Origin of the sequence: Streptomyces sp. 7N604 (assembly GCF_052245475.1) — a bacterium.
Lineage (GTDB): Bacteria > Actinomycetota > Actinomycetes > Streptomycetales > Streptomycetaceae > Streptomyces.
The window spans coordinates 1-17,259 of the sequence record NZ_JBQQBX010000037.1 but is presented as its reverse complement, the minus strand read 5'-3'; the positions used below and the strand labels follow the sequence as shown (position 1 = coordinate 17,259).

At 71.0% G+C, this 17,259-nt stretch carries 11 protein-coding genes; 4 read left to right on the top strand and 7 right to left on the bottom strand.

The annotated features are described in order from the left end of the window. Positions 1–14 precede the first annotated feature (14 nt). Genes fxsT through ACTWP8_RS32110 form a run of 3 tightly spaced genes read right to left on the bottom strand, consistent with a single transcriptional unit; the run spans position 15 to position 5,901 of the window. The gene (fxsT, locus tag ACTWP8_RS32120) at positions 15–2,828 is read right to left on the bottom strand and encodes an FxSxx-COOH system tetratricopeptide repeat protein (protein WP_443325598.1); all 2,814 of its coding nucleotides are present in this window, start codon (positions 2,826–2,828) and stop codon (positions 15–17) included. Next, on the bottom strand, positions 2,825–3,856 hold the full coding sequence (locus ACTWP8_RS32115; RefSeq protein WP_443325597.1) for an AAA family ATPase: 1,032 nt from the start codon (positions 3,854–3,856) through the stop codon (positions 2,825–2,827). Before ACTWP8_RS32115 ends, fxsT begins: the two co-directional genes overlap by 4 nt. Further along, complete coding sequence (locus ACTWP8_RS32110) at positions 3,853–5,901, bottom strand: VMAP-C domain-containing protein (RefSeq protein ID WP_443325596.1); 2,049 nt, start codon at positions 5,899–5,901, stop codon at positions 3,853–3,855. Before ACTWP8_RS32110 ends, ACTWP8_RS32115 begins: the two co-directional genes overlap by 4 nt. Before the next feature lie 462 nt (positions 5,902–6,363). On the opposite strand from ACTWP8_RS32110, the gene ACTWP8_RS32105 reads away from it, so the two are divergent. Further along, positions 6,364–6,717 (top strand): VOC family protein, encoded by a 354-nt coding sequence (locus ACTWP8_RS32105; RefSeq protein WP_443325595.1) that lies wholly within the window; start codon positions 6,364–6,366, stop codon positions 6,715–6,717. Between the two features lie 163 nt (positions 6,718–6,880). Here the strand turns inward: ACTWP8_RS32105 and ACTWP8_RS32100 are convergent, their stop codons facing one another. Then, the gene (locus ACTWP8_RS32100; RefSeq protein WP_443325594.1) at positions 6,881–7,735 is read right to left on the bottom strand and encodes a hypothetical protein; all 855 of its coding nucleotides are present in this window, start codon (positions 7,733–7,735) and stop codon (positions 6,881–6,883) included. Beyond that, entirely contained in the window at positions 7,732–9,420 is a 1,689-nt protein-coding gene (locus ACTWP8_RS32095) for a serine/threonine-protein kinase (RefSeq protein ID WP_443325593.1), read from the bottom strand. The genes ACTWP8_RS32100 and ACTWP8_RS32095 overlap by 4 nt, the downstream gene beginning before the upstream one ends. A gap of 259 nt (positions 9,421–9,679) precedes the next feature. On the opposite strand from ACTWP8_RS32095, the gene ACTWP8_RS32090 reads away from it, so the two are divergent. From ACTWP8_RS32090 to ACTWP8_RS32080, 3 genes are all read left to right on the top strand, one after another. Next, entirely contained in the window at positions 9,680–10,930 is a 1,251-nt protein-coding gene (locus ACTWP8_RS32090) for a hypothetical protein (RefSeq protein ID WP_443325592.1), read from the top strand. After that, positions 10,921–12,030 carry a hypothetical protein gene (locus tag ACTWP8_RS32085; protein ID WP_443325591.1) on the top strand — a complete coding sequence of 370 codons (1,110 nt, stop codon included), beginning with the start codon at positions 10,921–10,923 and terminating at the stop codon, positions 12,028–12,030. Before ACTWP8_RS32090 ends, ACTWP8_RS32085 begins: the two co-directional genes overlap by 10 nt. Before the next feature lie 499 nt (positions 12,031–12,529). Beyond that, the gene (locus tag ACTWP8_RS32080) at positions 12,530–15,424 is read left to right on the top strand and encodes a helix-turn-helix transcriptional regulator (RefSeq protein WP_443325590.1); all 2,895 of its coding nucleotides are present in this window, start codon (positions 12,530–12,532) and stop codon (positions 15,422–15,424) included. A gap of 75 nt (positions 15,425–15,499) precedes the next feature. Here the strand turns inward: ACTWP8_RS32080 and ACTWP8_RS32075 are convergent, their stop codons facing one another. Next, positions 15,500–16,411, bottom strand: a complete 912-nt coding sequence (locus tag ACTWP8_RS32075) for an ABC transporter ATP-binding protein (protein ID WP_443325589.1) — start codon at positions 16,409–16,411, stop codon at positions 15,500–15,502. Continuing rightward, a partial coding sequence (locus ACTWP8_RS32070; RefSeq protein WP_443325588.1) for an ABC transporter ATP-binding protein occupies positions 16,404–17,259 on the bottom strand: 856 nt, incomplete at its 5' end. The genes ACTWP8_RS32075 and ACTWP8_RS32070, both read right to left, overlap by 8 nt.

Below are 17,259 nucleotides of genomic sequence, written 5' to 3'. Positions count from 1 at the left end.
CCGTCGTGGCCCGGTCAGGAAACGAGATGCCGCCGGACGGCGCGGACATCGGGATGGGTGTCGCCGAACATCCCGGACCAGCGCAGTCGGGCGAGCTCGGCCAACTCCCGACTGCTGCGTGTGTCGCCGCTGGCGTTCAGGTACCGCACCTGGGTGATGAACAGCCGCCGCACCTCCGGCAGCTCGCAGTCGAGCGCTTCGGAAGGGAGCAGATGCGGTTGGATCTCCTGGAACCGCACCCAGTTCGCCGGATCCTCGGGATCCGCTGGTGCGTACCGCAGCAGGAGGCAGTGCACGGCATGGGAGAACTGCACCCGCCGCACCACCGGCATCGCCTCCTTGCGCCGGGCGACCGCCTGGATGAGCCGGTGGACCTCCACCGTGTGCCGGCGCAGGTCGAGACGGACGAGCGCCAGGCGGCGCAGATCCCTGAGCGCGAGGCTGCAGGCCACCGGGTCCCTGAGCGTCGCCGCGAGCGACTCCGGAAGGCGGGTGTCGGCGTCCGCCGCCAGCAGGCCCAGGGGGATCGGCTCGGGAGCCAAGAGCGCACAGAGCTCCAGCAGGTCCACGGCCGCGGGGTTGTCCCGGCGGAGCTTCTCGATGGCCATCTGCCAGGTCGCGTACAGCGAAGCCGGATAGCCCGGCGGCAGGTCGTCGGACAGCATGGAGGGCAGGACTTGCTCGAAACGCCTCAGGTGCTCGTCGACGGACATGCCCGTGGTGGCCTGCCACTGCGCCGCCTGGACGAGGGCGATGGGCAGGCCCCCCGCCGCGTGCGCGACCCGCTCGGCGTCGGTGTCCGAAAGCAGGTGTTCCGCGTGCAGGTGCTTTCGCAGCAGACGGACGCTCTCCTCGAGCGTCAGGACACCGACGTCGACGGCATCGGTGCGCAGCGCCCAGACGGGGTTGCGGGAGGTGATGAGCAGATGACCGGAGCCCTGCGGAAGCAGCTCGCCGATGTCCTCGGGCCGGTCGGCGTTGTCGTAGATCAGGAGCCATCGGCGGTACGGCTCGCCGCAGCGCAGGGCTGCGAGCGCTCTGGTCCAGGGCTCGCCGCTGTTGTACGGACCGGGCAGTTTCAGGCGCGAGGAGAGCTCGGTCAACGAAACCAGGACGCTTGCGCGTTGCTGCGCGGGCACCCACCAGACCAGGTCGTAGTCGGCGGCGTGCTGATAGGCGTATTCGACCGCCAACTGTGTCTTGCCGACGCCACCCATGCCGTGAAGTGTGCAGGTGAGCAGCGCCGAGCCACCGGAGTCGAGCTTGGCGCGGAGTTCGGCCAACTGCGCGTCACGGCCGGTGAAGTGAGGGTTGGCGCTCGGAACCGCGCCCCACACGGGAGGGGTGCGGGAAGGACGTGCCACAGGCTCGGGCCCGGTCGTCAGCATCGTGCCCGCGGGCTGTACGGTGCTCGACGCCCGTGGGGGCTCCAGGGGCTCCTGGACGGGGTTCCCGGAGCCGCGCACCCGCTGCAGGACGGTTCGGTTGAGGGCGAGGATCGAGCCGGATCCGCCGCGATTCGTCCGTGCTTCCGGCATGGACCATCCGTGCTGCTGGGACAGCGCATCGGAGACGACGCCCAGAGTCCGAGCGGCTTCGGCTCGCGTCAGGCGGGCGAGCAGGAGCTCGCGTACCCCCGGATGGAAGTCGTACGTGGCGTCGCGCTGCGCGGCACCGGACTCGATACGGCGCAGCAGCCCGCCCAGGAAGACCTCGGCGAGGTGACCCGGGAGGGAGCGCGGCGCCATCTCCCGCTGCACCAGGCGCATCACCGGGAGGCTCAGCGGCGCCGCGGCGGCGAGGTAACCGGCGAGGTCGGCGGCTTCCGGAGAGGCGGTGGAGAGGAAGCTCCGAACTCTGTCGCGCGCCGACGTGAACGCGTCGTCCAAGGGCGCGGCCGTGCCGCCGCGTGAATCCGGCCGCCCGGCGTGCGGATCGACCACGTGGGCAAGCCCGTTGACCCAACCGGCGCCCGACCCGGACACCACCGCAGCCCAGGAGGTCAACCAGCGCCGCTCGAGCTCCAGCACGGGAATCGCGACACCCGCCGGTGAAGCGCCGCCGCGGCGGAGGCGGCAGCTCAGGGAGCAGTTGGGCAGGCCGGGCGGCGCCCCGCCCTGCCAGCGGACGGGGACGGGCCGCAGGGCGGTCTGCCGCCACAGACGCTGCGGGAGCAGCTGCACGATCGCGACGGGCTGCCGGCGCCCCCACCACCCGATCAGCCGGGGCAGCGAGCCGTTCCACCACGCGCTTCCCACGCAGTCGCTGAGAACGAGGATGAACTGACGGCGCGAGGGGGTGATGACCTCGGCGGGGCGGCGGCCCGCCGCGCCTCCCTCGGTACGCAGGGTGGGGGGCGCGTCATCGGACGCCTGCTCCTCCAGCGTCCAGGTCCGCACGTCGTCGAACACTCCCAGGTGGCCCATGATCGAGCGGAACCGCTGCACGGTCGGGCGCCACAGCTCCATGGAGGGGCCGCTGTCGATCACGAGCGTGAGGTCCACGGGGCGTGCCGCCCGGGCCGGCAGCCTCGGTGCGGGCAGTCCCTGGGCCGTGACGGGCGTCATCTCCTCATCGACTCGCGGCCCGCCCGATCGCCGCGCCACAGAGAATCCGACGGTACGCAGAGGGCGGAGTGCCCTGGCCAGGTCCACGGTGCGGGGCAGGACCGCGAAATCGGCCTCGGAAGGTGTTCGCCCGGATCCAGCGGCCCGGCCCGGGCGGACCGCGACCCGGTGGTTCTCCGCCAGCCACAAGGCATCGGCGATCTCCTCGGCCGTGGGTTCCAGGCCGAGGTCGCCGAGTGCCTTGAGCAGCCGCTGGATCATCGGTAGTCGTCGGCCTCCAGCGACCGCAGCAGGACATCGGCCAGCCGTTCGGGGTCCGGAGCCGCCCAGGAGGCGGTCAGGTAGATGGCGTTGAGCAACTGGTCCACCGAGACATTGCCCAGCTCACGGTGGTGCAGGAATTTCTCGATCAGATCCTCGCTACGAGCGGTCAGATCAGCGCCGAGGTGTGCGGTGACCATCGACACCACCTCTTCGTACGACGGGGGCGCAAGTTCCAGATGCAGGCAACGGCGCAGGAAAGCGGGCGGGAATTCCCGGTCGCCATTGCTGGTGATGACCACCATGGGGAAAGCGCGGCAACGCACTTGTCCGTGATGTAAGGGCGCCGGGACCCCGTCGGCGGTCATGACCTCGACCCGGGGCTGGGTGCGGGAGATCCGCGTCAACTCCGGAATGTGGAACTCCCCTTCTTCCAGCACAGTCAGCAGCTCGTTCGGCAGATCGATGTCGCCCTGGTCGAAGTCGTCGATCAGCAGCACACGCGGACGGCGCGTGGGCAGCAGCGCCGTACCGAGCGGGCCCAGGCGGACGAACTCACCCACGTCCGGGGTCCGGTTCGGGTATGTGCCCTGTCTCACCCCGTAGAGACCGGCCTCCTGGGAACGGCCGACGGCGTCGTACTCGTAGAGCCCGGCCGCCAGCGTGGAGGACCGAGTGATGGACCAGCGAAGCACCGGGCCGAGCTTGAGCTCGTGGGCGATGGAGTAAGCCAGGGTCGACTTGCCGGAGCCGGGGCGGCCGGTGACCAGAAGTGGGCGCCGCAGCACGAGCGCGGCGTTGACCAACTCCACCGCGGTGGCGTGGGGTTGGTACGACTCCGCCCGTTGCAGCTCGCCGCGGTTGTACTCGACGAACGGGGTGTCCACGACCGGCTCTCCGTCGAAGTCCCGCCATGGCGGTGGCGGCGGGAGGAGGTCGACGCCGTCGTGCGGCTCCCCGGTGCCGCGATAGACGTACTGGGCCGTGCCGCCTTGTGGCCCGCTGTTCGTTGCGAACGGTGCGCTCATCCTGTCTCCCCTGCCGGCTCGGGCACCTGCAATCGCATCATCTGCTCCGGGGTCCGGTCCGGATCGTCGTAGAGCAGTCGCACACCGTGGCCCGGGTGGCCGGGAGAGCCGACGCCACCGAACGCGGCGCTCCTGACATCGCGCACCAGCACGGGCAGTCGGGCGAGAGGCGCCCCACCCAGCAGGTCACGCAACGCGTCTGCCGCCACAGGGTCCTTGCTGTCACGCATCCATGCGATGACCGGAAGGCCCTCCTGGATCGCCGCCTGGAGCTCCTGCCGGTCGCCGTGCGCGATGTGCAGGGCCCCGGCCGCCGGACCGTCCTTGGCCCGGGACCACAGCCGGCGCCACTTGGTGTGCAGAGTCGGGTCGCGCAGCCGGTCCAGACTGCGGACGACGACGGGGTACTCCGCTCCGATGGGCACCTCCGGGGCGCCCGTAATGCCCAGCGTCCATTGCTCCAGAGGGGCGTCGAGCAATGCCAGGGGCAGGATGAACTCGATCCACAGGTCGTCGGCGGGCGCTCGGATCCCGCCACCGCTGATCGCTTCGTCGACCCGGCGCCGGGCCTCCGGCAGCGCCAGCGCCTCATCGGCGCGGTACAGCGCCCGCACCTCCCTGTCGCCCTCCTGCAGCCAGACGGACAGCAGGTAGCGGTGGGGGTCGAGGCCGTCCTCCTCGAGCTGGATAGTCAGGTGCGAGCGCATGGCGGCCGGCCGCGCGCTCCCGGCGGATGGCACTGCCTCGGTACGCGGCCGCGGCCTCGGCATGCCCGTGCGCCGCACGAACCCGTCGATCCAGTCCGACAGCTCCCGGCGGAGTTCCGTTCCCTGCGACTCGGCCAGCCGGGCCGTGAACGCCGCGAGAGGGTGGACCCCGTCCGGCGCCGCGATGGCGTCCTCCAACAGCCGGAAGACGGTGGGAAGATCCCGGGTATCACCACCGGGCAGCGGGCGGACGGCGGTCACGTCCCGGACGAGGGCCTCGGGGTTCGGATGCCGACACCGCCCGGCGAGTGCCATCAGGTCATGCCGCTCCCCCGTGGTGAGCAGCGGCGGCGGAACGACGCGCTCGATCCGTTCGGCGAGCCTGTCCACCTCGACGCTCGCCGGATGGAACGACCGGATCGTCTCCAGCAGTTCGTGGACGGCATCGGGCGACCGCACGCACCAGTCGATCAGCGCCCACAGCTCCTGACGCGTGTCGTCACTCAGGCCGATACGAGGGCGGCTGCCCGTACGGTCGTCGAGGATGTCGGCGTAGACGGAGCGGAACCGCCGGTCACTCAGGTCGGGCAGTCCCATCAGCGCCTCGACCATCGTGCCCGCATCCCGCGCCGACAGCCTCCCGGCCCCCGCCGCACCACCGACGGCGGGGGCCGCCAGGAGGGGCCAGTGCTCGGCGATGCCGTCGACGGGCAGCATGAAGACCGTGCGGCGCCGGTCGGGACCGCGGGTGGAGGCGGCGACCATGCCGACGACATCGCCGCTCTCGCTGGAGACGACGGCGGCGCCGCTGAATCCCGGGCCCAGCTGGGTGGGGGACTCGATGTCGAGCTGCTGCCACTGAGGGGCGGGACCGGGGTTGGGGCCGGGGCCGGGGCCGGGGCCGGGGCCGGGGCTGGGGCTGGGCGAGACCCGCGCGGAGACCCAGATTCCGTGCTCGATGCCTGCGGGGAAACCGTAGAAGGTGACTCGTGTCCCGGGTCCGGGGCTCGCGCCGAGGCGCAACCTCGGAAGGGGCTCGCACCGCACGGCCGGCCCGCGCAGGGCCAGGACGGCCACGTCCCCGAGCCCCCGTGGCTGGGCGGGGAACCAGCCGCCGGGCAGCACCTCGGCGACCCGCTCTTCGTGCAGCGCGGGGAGGTCGACTCGTACGGCCCCGGTGGGACGGTCCTGGACCGGCCTGAGGCTCGACGCTTCCGCCACGACGTGGGCACAAGTCAGCACGGACTCGCCGCTGATGAGGAGCCCCGCCCCGACCACGCGCCCATCGCGATCGAGCACGCGGACACGCCAGGGAGCGCCGTCCGTGCCCGTGGTCACCCCGTTCACCACCCCGCCCCGCCCCCGCCCCCTGTACGGCCTGGGCCGACATTATTTCGGGTGGCGACGGTCCCCGTCACGACTTCCTGTAACCCTCGGCGCACCCGCCCCGCACCAGCGCTTCCATGACGGCCACATCGCCACGGCCCCAGGACCTCGACGAGGCCCCCGCCTCCTCCACCAGGCGACCATGGTCCCGCAGCACGAGCGACGCGGGTGAACTCGGCAACCGAGACAGCGCCGCCGCCACAGCAGGCCAGTTTCGGAGCCGCCGTCCAGCCGGACTGGGTAGAGGCTGGTGAACCAGCCGACCGTGCGGGACAGATCGGCTGTGCACACCACCTGCTCCTCGCGGCCGTGCCGCGGCACGGGCAGCTCACGCCGGTCCAGCTTCCCGTTCACCGTCAACGGCAGCTCGTCGAGGATGACCACCGCCGACGGCACCATGTATTCCGTCCGGCCATGGCCAGCCATCACGACGAGAGGGACAGCATGGGTATCCGCCTCAGCGGCATCGTTATCGACACCACGGACCTCGACCTCCTCGCCCGTTTCTGGAGCGGGCTGCTCGAAGTGGAGATCACCCGCCGTGAGGACGACTGGATCAGCCTTGGCCCCGGCCTCGCCCTCCAACTGGTCCCCGAACCCAAGACCGTGAAGAACCGGATCCACTTCGATCTGGTCGCCGACGACTTCGCCGAGGCCGTCGCCCGGGCCGCCGACCTGGGAGCCACAGCGGTCGGGGAGATACATGAGGACCTCTGGCAGGTCTGGCAGGACCCCGAGGGCAACGAGTTCTGCATCTGCGTGTCGTGACCAGAGTCGTGACCAGAAACGCAGGCTTGCGTCTCGCCGTCCAGAGCACGGCGTCAGCATCGCCCCTTCGACCTGCGCGGCCCGGACCCGCCGCCTTCACGCGGACAGCACGCGACGCGGAACTGAAGCAGCTCACTCGGCCGAACAAAGCAGAACCAGATCACTAGCGGCAGTTGTAGGTGAAGCGCGTGGAGGCCGTATGGGCGCCGGGTGAGGTGATGCGGAGTTCCGCCCGCGCCTCGTGCGAGCCTCTGCCGCGGAAGGTCCACAGCAGATGCAGTCGCGCTTCCCGCTGGCCCTGTGTGAGCCGCTCCCGCAGCGTGCCGGAGATAGTGCCGTCGCTGCGCACCCAGCGGTACTCGATGGTGCCCGGCGCGCCGTTGGTGCGGACGACGCCGATCACATCGGCGGTGTCGTCGCATGCGGGACCCTTCGGGCCGGTTCGTACGGCCACGCTCTCGACGGCGAGACCGGGGCCGAGCCGCTGCCAGAGGAGGAACCCGATGACGGCGATGAGGATGGCGCCGGCCAGGGTGTAGCGGCGCAGCCCTCCGCGTCGCCGCTTCCCGCTCTGCCCGGGGCCGTGGGGCTGTCCTGCGAGTGTGCCGTGCCAGATGTCCACGGCTGTGGTGCTGTTGCGGGCGAGGGCACTGCCGGTCACTCCCGGGCCGAAGCGGAGCACCATGCCCTCCCCCTGGGGCGCCGCGTCGGCGGGCGGGGAGCTCGCGGGCGGGCCGCCCACCAGCGTCGGATCCAGGCGGGCCGTGCCCGCCTGCGGAACGGTCGCGTCCAGGCGGACAGTCGCACTCTGCGGAGCGGCCTCGGGCGTACGGCCCAGAAGCGCTGTGGGCGTGGTGGACTCATGGAGCGCGGCGAGATCTTCTGGATCAGGATCCGCGTCCGGGCTGTCGGGCCTGTGGACCCAGTGGTCGCCCAACTCGGTCGCGCTGTAGCCGTTGTCGCGGTCGCTGCCGGCGCCCGTCGGCTCGTTGGTTCCCGGGTTCTGTGAATCGCTCATCGGATGTCGCACTGCCTGGTCAGAATCTGCTGCCATGAGCTGCCGTTGTCCGCCTCGGGGTTGGTGGTCCCGACCACGCCCCAGTAGCAGGCCGAGCTCCGGAAGACGTGATCAGCCGTGATGGTGTACGCCGTCCGGCCGCTCAGGGCAAAGGTCTGGGAAACGCCGTCCTGCTCGCCGAGGCTGCCCTTGCTGTCGCTCGCGTACCAGGTGACGGTCAGGGTGACGGCGCCCGTCCCGGTGGTGGAGACGTTCACCGAGGCGGTGGCACTCGTCGAGCCGGTCTGCTGCAGGCTCCCTACGGAGACCGAAGTGACCCGCACGGGAGCGGCGGATGGCTCTGTGGTGGTATTGGGCGCGCTGTCGCTCGTGGACGGGTTCGAGACCGGCGGGTCCGTAGCTGTCCCGGGGCCCGACGGGGAGCCGAGACCTCCCGTGTCCGTACCCCCGGCCGGAGCTGAGTCGCCGCCTTCCGATGCGGACGCGGAAGCGGAGGGAGAGCTGCTGCCCGTAGGCGTGCCGCCGGGGGAAGTGGACGGGGAGGCGGACGACGACGTGCCTGTGGTCGGGGACGTCTCGCCCGGCGAGCCGGTGGTCGCGGCGGCGCTCGTCGTGGCGAGCGTCTCGGCCACCGCTTCACGGTCCCCGCCGGTCGCCCCGGCCGTGAACGTCAGTACTCCAGCGATGATCAGCACGCCCACAACGGTGAGCAGTTCGCGCCACCCCAGTTCCCGGCCGAAGCCCCGGGCACGGTCGGGCAGCACGGGGGTGGCCAGTTCGGTGGTGGCCAGTTCGGTGGTTCCGGCGGCCGAGCCCCCGGCCGAGGGAAAGAGCAGCGGCAGCAGCGCCGCCAGGGCCGCGAGCCTGCGCTGGCCGCGCTCCTCCCAGTCCTCGCCGTAAGCCGCACAGGCCACCGACTCGAGCTCCTCCACGAAGGCGGCCGCGTTCTCCGGACGCTCCTCGGGGGTCTTGGCCAGGCCGCGCCGGATCAATGCGCGCACCGGCTCCGGCGCTTCCTCGTCCGGGATGGGCGCGTTGATGTGCTGGAGGGCCAGCTCGGCGAAGTTCTCACCGGTGTACGGCTTCCGGCCGGTCACACACTCGTAGAAGGTGGCGGTCGCCGCGTAGACGTCGGCCGTAGGTGAGGCGGGCTCCCCGCTCCACTGCTCGGGCGCCATATAGGTAGGGGTTCCCGCCGCACCGGCGCTGTCACCACTGCGCGCGGCGATACCGAAGTCGACGAGCTTGGAGGAGCCGTCCGCCGCCACCAGGACGTTCTCGGGCTTGTAGTCGCGATGCACAACACCGGCACCGTGAGCGGCGGCCAGGCCGAGGAGCGAGCCTTTGAGCACCACGAGCGCCGCCTCGGGCCCGGTGGCTCCCTCCTGCCGCAGGAGCGCGCGCAGGGCAACGCCGTCGACGAGCTCCATGACGATCGCCGCACCCTGGGGTGCCTCCACGTATTCGTAGAGGCGTGCCACATGCGGGGAGTCGAGGTCGCCGAGCAGGCGGGCTTCCGCGCGGAACTCGCGGAGGAAGCGGGCGTCCGCCCGCAGTTTCTCATTGAGATACTTCACGGCCACCGGCGTGCCGGTGGCGTCATGAACGGCCAGTACGACACGTCCGCTCGCACCGGAGCCCAGCTCTCTGGACTCGCTGTAGCCGGGTACGACCCATCCGCGCATCACGCTCTACCCCCCTGGACGTACGGCACCGTAGCTGACAAAAGGCCGTCCGTCGTCGCCGGCAGAGACACGATTGCGTTGCGACTGGTTCCCGCTGATCCCCGCTGATTCCGTGGAGAAGGACTACGGCCGGTCCGCGGGGAGCGGCAGCTATGTGCCCAACTCGTAGGGCTACGGCGTTGATAGGTTCTAGGCCTTGATCCATCGGCGGTGACGTGATTCCGCCAGAGCACTGGGCAGGGGGAGCTCCGTGGGCCGGATGCCGTCATGGTTGGGCAAGCCGCTGTTCGTCGTGCTGCCGCTCGTGTTGTTCGTCATCGGGGCTTTGTTCTTCTTCGGTGTCGGTGATTCGGGCGGCAGCGGTTATTCGGCTGCGAATCAGGCGCAGTTGAAGCGTGCCTGTGCGGGGCTGCTGCCGTACAAGGAGCTACGAGACCTCGTGCCCGACGACGTTGCGGGCGAAGTGAGACAGTACGGCACCATGCTCGAGCCCGACGAGGACAGCCGTTCCCTGGTGAACTGCTCCCTCACCTGGCCGGGGCATGGGTCGGTGCGGGTGCGCGCCGTCGCGCTCATCTCCCGGATGCCGGTGACGGTGCGAGCCGAGGACATCCTGCCCGGCGGTGACGACGAGGGGTACGAGGCGCCCGGGGTCACCGGCAGGGTCGGAGAGGACGGGCGGACGTGGGTCGTTGCTGAGTGCCCCGGCGGGCTCGAGGGCCGGGTCCGCGAGGTGCCCGGTATGTATGTCACGGCCGCTGTCGATCTACCCGTTCCTGGCAAGGGGAAGCGGGCCGAGTACCTCGCGGACTTCCGTACCGCCGTCCATGTCGCCAACGGGATCACCGCGGCGCAGAACTGCGGTGGAACTCCGCTGAAAACGCCCACGCGGGTCATCGATACCTATGAGCCCCATGTCACCAAGGACGCGGACGGGGGCAACATCAGGGTCGTGGGGATCGACGAGCCGGGCCTGGGCGTGAAGAAGTGCCGAGGGCTCGGCAAGCGTGCGGGCTTCCCGGGCAAGTGGACCGCCGGCGGCGATCTGCAGGACTCCCGGCTGCTGAGCGTCTGCGGCGCCACCATCCTGGACCGCAAGGACCCGTGGGACACCGAGCCGACGCCACCGGACGGCGCGGTCGTCGACGTCTCGGCGGCGAGTTGGGCCGGGCCCCTCAGCCAGTCCGCCAACGGCGAGTACCACTACACCGGTGACAGCTTCACCTTCCGAGAGGGGGAGCGTACGAAGGTCATCCCGGAGTCGGAGCCGACCGAACTCGCCCTGTGGGCCGGGTCGGAGTGCGCCGCCGGGCGCACCTACCACCGTGTCACCCTGCGCCTGGAGACCTCCGACTTGAGTGGACACACACTCAGCGAGGCACAGCGGACCACGTTCTCGAAGGACGCCCGCAAGCTGATGGACAGCTATCTCGCCCACCCTGACGGCTGGCCCCGGCAGCAGCGGTGCCAGGGCACCAAGATCCTCGGAGAAGTGGAGGGATGGCAGTGAGGCGGACCGTCCTCCGGGCGGTCGCGGCCCTGTGCGCGGTGGCCGTTGCCGTCACTGGATATCTGCTGGTGCACGGGGACTTCCAGCGCTGGAGCGACGAGTCGGCGCTCGACGGCGCCTGCGACGGGCTGCTCGACCGGAACGTGGTACGCGGCGTCCTCGGGCCGGGATCCGTCGAGGTCAAGAACGAAAGGCCCGGTGCTGGCCTGGTGAGCTGTGAGGTGCACGTCCACGACGGTGGCACCGCCGAGATCCGTATCGTCGACACCGCGCGCACCGGGCAGTCCTGGATCTCCCTCTACACGGGCCCGCCCGGAGCGAGTGCGCTCTCCGTGCCGGTCGGCCATGGCTGGACGGGGCTCTTCGGAGCCGACCCGGACCCCTTCGGAGCCGACCCGGACCTCTTCGAGGCCGACGAGGACGAGAAGGTCACCACGAGCCTGATCCTTGAGTGCACCCAAGCAAGCAGCGCCGAAGGCCTGTCCATCACCGTCGAGACCACGCTCGACAAGACACTCGACGACCCGGCGAACCGGCCGGAATTCGCCAAGATCGCCACCTCCACCGCGGCGAATGCCTCGGAGACCCGGCACTGCGGGGCCAAGCTCGGAAAGCCCGTGCGCAGCCTCGACCTGCCGGTGAACGAGGACGAGTACGAGCCGCTCGGCACGGCCGACGGAACATGCTCCGGCATTCCCGCCGCGCATGGTGTGGAGATCGCCACCGAAACCGCCCGCCGGGGCGCCCCGCACGAGACCTGCCGGCTCGCCGACACCGACCTCAGGAAACGCTACGTACTCGAAGCGGACTACGGCCCGTATGCGCAGGAGAGGTTGCTCGGCTACGAGGAAAATGACGATGAGGACACACCGTCCGCCGACACACCCGCGCACCACCGCGACCCTGACGGCTCGATGAGCTGGACGACGGCCAAGTGCCCGGACGGTCGGGCCCTGTTCACCCTGCAGGCCGACGAGCAGAACGACAAGCGCACGAACCCGAGGCACAACCCGGACCTCGCCCACGAACGCGCCGCTCTGAAGGCTTTCGCCGAGCGCTCGGCGAAGGCCCACGGCTGCTCCGCCCCCGCCACCCCTTGACGACGCTCCCAAGCGCGAAGTCGCCACCGCGACAGCGCGCGATCAGGACGTTGCCCTTGCCGATGACCACCTTCGCCCCGCAAGCCCGGGCATCGACCTCGACCACGGGGCCAGCAGGACGGTCCTGCTCAGCACGGGTAATCCACGCCGACTTGCCATGGCTGGTGGCTCGGCAATTTCCGGCCAGTGGAAACCTGCCACTGCGTCCATTCCCGGGCCTCGCATAAGTTCTTGTGCGTGACGGTGCGCGACGGTGTGATGCAAGCGCTCGGCGAGCGCCGCGGTCGAATCCGACCTTCATCACCCTGACGCTGAAGGATGTTCGCTACTCAATGCGTCGAACAAGACCGGGCCTCGATTCGATAAGCGAGTTCCGAACACTCTCATTGGATGTTCTTCGTCACAGCAATATCGGCCGGGAGGTCGCGTGGATCTACCAGCTTCAGGGGTCGCCCCCGCTTCGCGGACCGGAGGCGGGCTGGGCCGGACGCCCGTTGCCATGCCGGTGGATCGCCCGGCCGCGATCGCTGACACGACCTTCGTTCCGGCGTCGGGCACCGATCGCTTGCGGGGCCGCACGCGAGAGGTGGCCCAACTATCCGACATGCTGACCGAGGTCGAGGCCCACCGGGACACGGAGGTGCTGATCACCGGACCACCCGGGATCGGGAGGACATGTCTGCTGACCGCGGTCGAGGAGATGGCCGAAGCACGCGGTTTCTTCGTGCTGCACGGTGACGCCCACGAGGACGCTGGCCAGGTTCCGCTCGCCCTTCTGTCGTCCCTGGTGGGCGAGTCCCCACCAGCGAACCCCGAGATGGGCGAGCCGCTGGACGGCCACCCTGTCGCGGTCTGGGATCTGATGGAGTGGGCGAGGAAGCGCCTCGCGGCCGGGTCCGGAGGCCGGCCGACACTCATCGGACTGGACGATGTGCAGTGGGCTGACGCGGCCAGCCTGCGCGTGCTCCGGATGCTCTTCCGGTCGCGGGCGTTCTCGCCGGCGGCCTGTATAGCGACCCGGCGTGCCACGGCGCGGGACGCGAAGCAGACGTCCTCCGGGCTGGATGCGGACGCCTCCCGGCTGGAACTGGGGCCGTTGGACCAAGCGGCGGTGACCGAGCTCGTCGTCGACGTACTCGGCGCCGAGGCTGCACCGGATGTGGCGGAGCTCGCGGCGCGCGCCGGCGGAAACCCTCGAGTGACCCGGCTGCTGATCGACGGCCTGCGGGAGGAGGGCGACACCATCGTGCGGAACGGAGCCGCCCGGTCGGTGTCGCGGCGCCCGCTGCGGTTGCTCGCATGGGTGCGCACGGTGCTGGATGACCTGTCGGCCCCAGCCCGGCAAGTGACCGAGGTAGGCGCGGTTCTCGGTCGGTCCTTCCCCATCGAGGAGGCCGCGGAGATGCTGAGACAGCAGCCGGCCACGCTGCTGCCGGCATTGCACGAGGCCGAAGCCGCCGGGCTGATCGTGGCGGGCAACGATCATCTTGAGTTCGTCTCCGACATCGTGTGGCAGATGGTCCTCGAGTCGATCCAGCGTCCCGTGCGCCTGACACTGCACCGCCAGGCCGGTTCGATGCTGCTCGCACGCTGTGACGGTTCCGCGGTGCGGGCGGCGGCCCACCTTCTTGAGGGTGGCAGGCCGAGCGACAGCCACACCGTCAGCGCGCTCACCAGCGCTTCCCGCGAACTCGTCCTGTCCTCGCCGTGCACCGCGGTCGAGCTCGCGCTGAAAGCGCTCGAATTCACTGCACCTGAGGACCCGATGCGGACCTCCCGTGTCGCGGCGGCCGTCAGCGCACTCATCGCGGCCGGTGAATTACCCAGGGCGGAGGCTCTGGCACGCGACGTGCTCGCCCAGTCCCTGGCCGCACCACCCGCGATCACGGCCGAGCTGCGCGGAGCCGTCGCCACCGTTCTCGCCGAACGGGGAGAGCTGCGCGAGGCGATGGAACGGGCGGAGCAGGTCCTCGCGCCCGGCTCGCTGCCGGGGCCGGTCTACGAGTCCGCGGCCGCCGTCTGCCTCCTCGGGTTGCTCTGGCATGACGGGTCCGGCGCCGCGCACTGCCTCGAGCTCGTTCGCTGCGAGGGCCCGACCGGCGCCCTGCCCGGCCATTCCGGCTTGCCTCACGACGACCGGCACGACGGCCCCCACACCGCGTCCGCAGCGGTTGCGGCGGCGATCAAGTCGCTCATGTCCTGGGACCGGGGAGACCTGACGGAGGCGGTCCGTCTGATCAGGGAATCGGCGCGGCAGACCCCTGGCCGAGCGGCCGGCTCACTGCGGTTCTGGCCACGGCTTCTGCTGGCCGCACGACGGGTGAGCTTATGCGAGTTCGACGAGGCGGAGGCGCTCCTGCGGGGCGTGCGCACCGAGATCGACCAACGGGGCCTGGTGTTGCAGGCTCCCATCGCGATGACCATCCACGCGCGGCTGCTGATGCGGTCGGGCCGCTTGACCGAGGCCGGCCAGGAGGCCCGTGCGGCGCTCGCGCTCGCCGGTGAGCTGGACAAGCGCGTGCTGGTCCCGGGTACGCGGGCCCTGCTGGCTGCGATAGCGCTGCGGGCGGGCGACACGCCCACCGCCGCCGGGCACGTGCGGGCCTTTCGCGAGGAGCTGGCCGGCGGTGACGTGTCATCTGCCGACCCTCAGTGCGACTGGATCGCGGTGCAGGTCGAAGCCGCGCAGCACGGAACTCCCCGTGCCTGGGAGCTGCTGCGGAACGAGTGCTCCGGACTCGCCTCCCAGCTCCGCCTGCTGAACGACGAACCGTCCGCCGCTCCCTGGCTGGTGCGGGCCGCGCTCATGGTGGGAGAGCGCCGGTGGGCCGAGGATGTCGTAGCCGCCGCCGAGGGGCTCGCCGCCCGCAACCCACATGTCCCCACCGTGAACGCCCAGGCACGCCACGCGCGTGGACTGCTGGACGGGGACCGCAGGGCGCTGGAGGACGCCGCCCGCGATCAGCCCGACCCGTGGGCGCGCGCCTCGGCGATGGAGGACCTAGGGGTCCTGTTCGCGCGACGACGAGCCGATCCGGGGCGGCGGGAGGGAATCGACACGCTCAAGACGGCGATGCGCCGCTATGCGGACCTCGGCGCTCACCGGGACGCGGCACGCGTACGCCGTCGGCTCCGGCTGCGGGGCGTCCGCGCCCGGCACTGGAAGTCAGCGCCCCGCCCGACTTCCGGATGGCACAGCCTGACCGACACGGAGCGCAGGGTGGTCCACCTCGTCGCCAGCGGCATGACCAACAAGCAGGCCGCTGCACAGCTGTTCGTCTCCCCCCATACGATCGACACCCATCTGCGGCACATCTTCCGCAAGCTCGGCATCTCCTGCCGTGGGGAATTGCGCCGGTTACACCTGGAAGAGCTGGGCGATGGGGAATGCTAGGAATCCGTCGGCGCGCCGGCGCCGGACATCGCGGGTGGGCTGCTGCGCCGCCGGCCCACCGACCGGAGGCGTCGTCTACGGATCGTCGCTCGGGTCGCCCGCCTCCGGCACTCCCGGGGCCGGCTGCGCGACTCCGGCCCCGCCGAGGGCACGGCGCAGTGTCGGGGCAGCGGCGATGAGGCCGCGTGTGTAGGGGTGCCTCGGGGCGGTGTAGACCTGCTCGCTCGGGCCGCATTCGACGATCCGTCCCTGGTGCATGACCGCCACCGTGTCACACACCCTGCGGACGACCGACAGGTCGTGGGAGACGAACACGAGGGTGAGCGCGTGCAGGTCGGCCAGGTCGGCGAGCAGGTTGAGGATCTGGGCGCGGACCGAGACGTCCAGGGCGCTCACCGGTTCGTCGGCGACGAGCACCGACGGCTGTGGCGCGAGCGCCCGCGCGAGGGAGACGCGCTGGCGCTGGCCACCGGAGAGCTGGTGGGGAAACCGGTCGCCGGCGTCCGTGGGCAGGCCGACGGCCTCAAGGAGTTCGCGCAGCCGGGCGGCCGGCGCCGGGCGGCCCTGTGCGGCGAGCGGTTCGGCAACGATGTCGCGCACCCTCATCCGGGGGTCGAGTGAGCCCATCGGGTCCTGGAACACGATCTGCAGCTCGCGGCGCAAGAATCGCAACTCGCGTTCGGGGCTGCCGACGATGTCCCGCCCGGTGAACCGGATCGACCCGGAGGTCGTGCGGTCGAGCCCGCACAGCAGGCGTACGAGCGTGGACTTGCCCGAGCCGGACTCCCCGACAATGCCGAAGCGTTGGCCCCGCCGGACGTCGAAGGAGACACCGGCCACCGCGGTCACCCGCGCCGGGGGCCGAACGAGCGACGTGCGGGCGCGCAGGTAGACGCGGCTCACGTCGCGGACCTCGATGAGCGGCGCATCGTCGCCCGCCGTCTGGTCGCTCAGGGCCGGGTCACCCGGCGTCATCCGGTCACTCATCGCCGTCTCCAAGGGGGTACCAGCACGCGTATCCCCGGGCCTCGTCGCCCGACCAGTCCGGGCGCGTCGCGCAGCGGCCGTCGGCCCGCGCACAACGGGTCCGGAAAACGCACCCGTCCGGGAAGGCTCCCGCAGCGGGGACCGTGCCCGGGATGGTGTACAGCCGGTCCCGCTCGCCGGATGGTTCGAGGTCCGAGGCGTCGAGCAGACCCCGCGTGTAGGGGTGGCGGGGCCGGGTGAGGACATCGCGCACGGGACCCGACTCGACGACGCGCCCGCCGTACATCACCAGGACGCGCTGGCAGACCGTCGCGACAACGGCGAGGTCGTGCGTGATGAACAGCAGCGCGCAACCACGCTCGGTCACCGCCTCCAGGATCAGCTCGAGCATGTGCGCCTGGACCGTCACGTCGAGGGCGGTCGTCGGCTCGTCGCAGATGAGCACGGCGGGGTCGTTGGCCAGCGCGATCGCAAGGACGACACGCTGGCGCTGCCCGCCGGAGAGCTGGTGCGGGTAGGCACGCGCCGTGTTCGCCGGGTCCGGCAGGCGGACGCGGGCCAGCAGGTCGACCGCCCGGTCCCGCGCGGCCCGGCGGCCCGGCTGCGTCCGGTGGACCAGCATCGCCTCCGCGACCTGGTCACAGACGCGCATGACCGGGTTCAACGCCGTCATCGGCTCCTGGAAGACCATGGCCAGGCGCCGCCCTCGGATCGCGGACATCTGCCGCTCGGACGCGCCGAGCAGTTCATGGGAAACGCCGCCGAGACGGACCGAGCCGCACGCGTGCATCCCATCGGGCAGCAGACCCATGATCGCGCCGGCGGTCAGTGATTTCCCGGCACCGGAC

Excerpts from the sequence above, each read along its gene's own strand:
- fxsT (WP_443325598.1), bottom strand. The coding sequence starts at position 2,828 with ATGATCCAGCGGCTGCTCAAGGCACTCGGCGACCTCGGCCTGGAACCC.
- ACTWP8_RS32115 (WP_443325597.1), bottom strand. The coding sequence starts at position 3,856 with ATGAGCGCACCGTTCGCAACGAACAGCGGGCCACAAGGCGGCACGGCC.
- ACTWP8_RS32105 (WP_443325595.1), top strand. The coding sequence starts at position 6,364 with ATGGCCAGCCATCACGACGAGAGGGACAGCATGGGTATCCGCCTCAGC.
- ACTWP8_RS32100 (WP_443325594.1), bottom strand. The coding sequence starts at position 7,735 with ATGAGCGATTCACAGAACCCGGGAACCAACGAGCCGACGGGCGCCGGC.
- ACTWP8_RS32095 (WP_443325593.1), bottom strand. The coding sequence starts at position 9,420 with ATGCGCGGATGGGTCGTACCCGGCTACAGCGAGTCCAGAGAGCTGGGC.
- ACTWP8_RS32090 (WP_443325592.1), top strand. The coding sequence starts at position 9,680 with ATGCCGTCATGGTTGGGCAAGCCGCTGTTCGTCGTGCTGCCGCTCGTG.
- ACTWP8_RS32085 (WP_443325591.1), top strand. The coding sequence starts at position 10,921 with ATGGCAGTGAGGCGGACCGTCCTCCGGGCGGTCGCGGCCCTGTGCGCG.
- ACTWP8_RS32080 (WP_443325590.1), top strand. The coding sequence starts at position 12,530 with ATGCCGGTGGATCGCCCGGCCGCGATCGCTGACACGACCTTCGTTCCG.
- ACTWP8_RS32075 (WP_443325589.1), bottom strand. The coding sequence starts at position 16,411 with ATGAGTGACCGGATGACGCCGGGTGACCCGGCCCTGAGCGACCAGACG.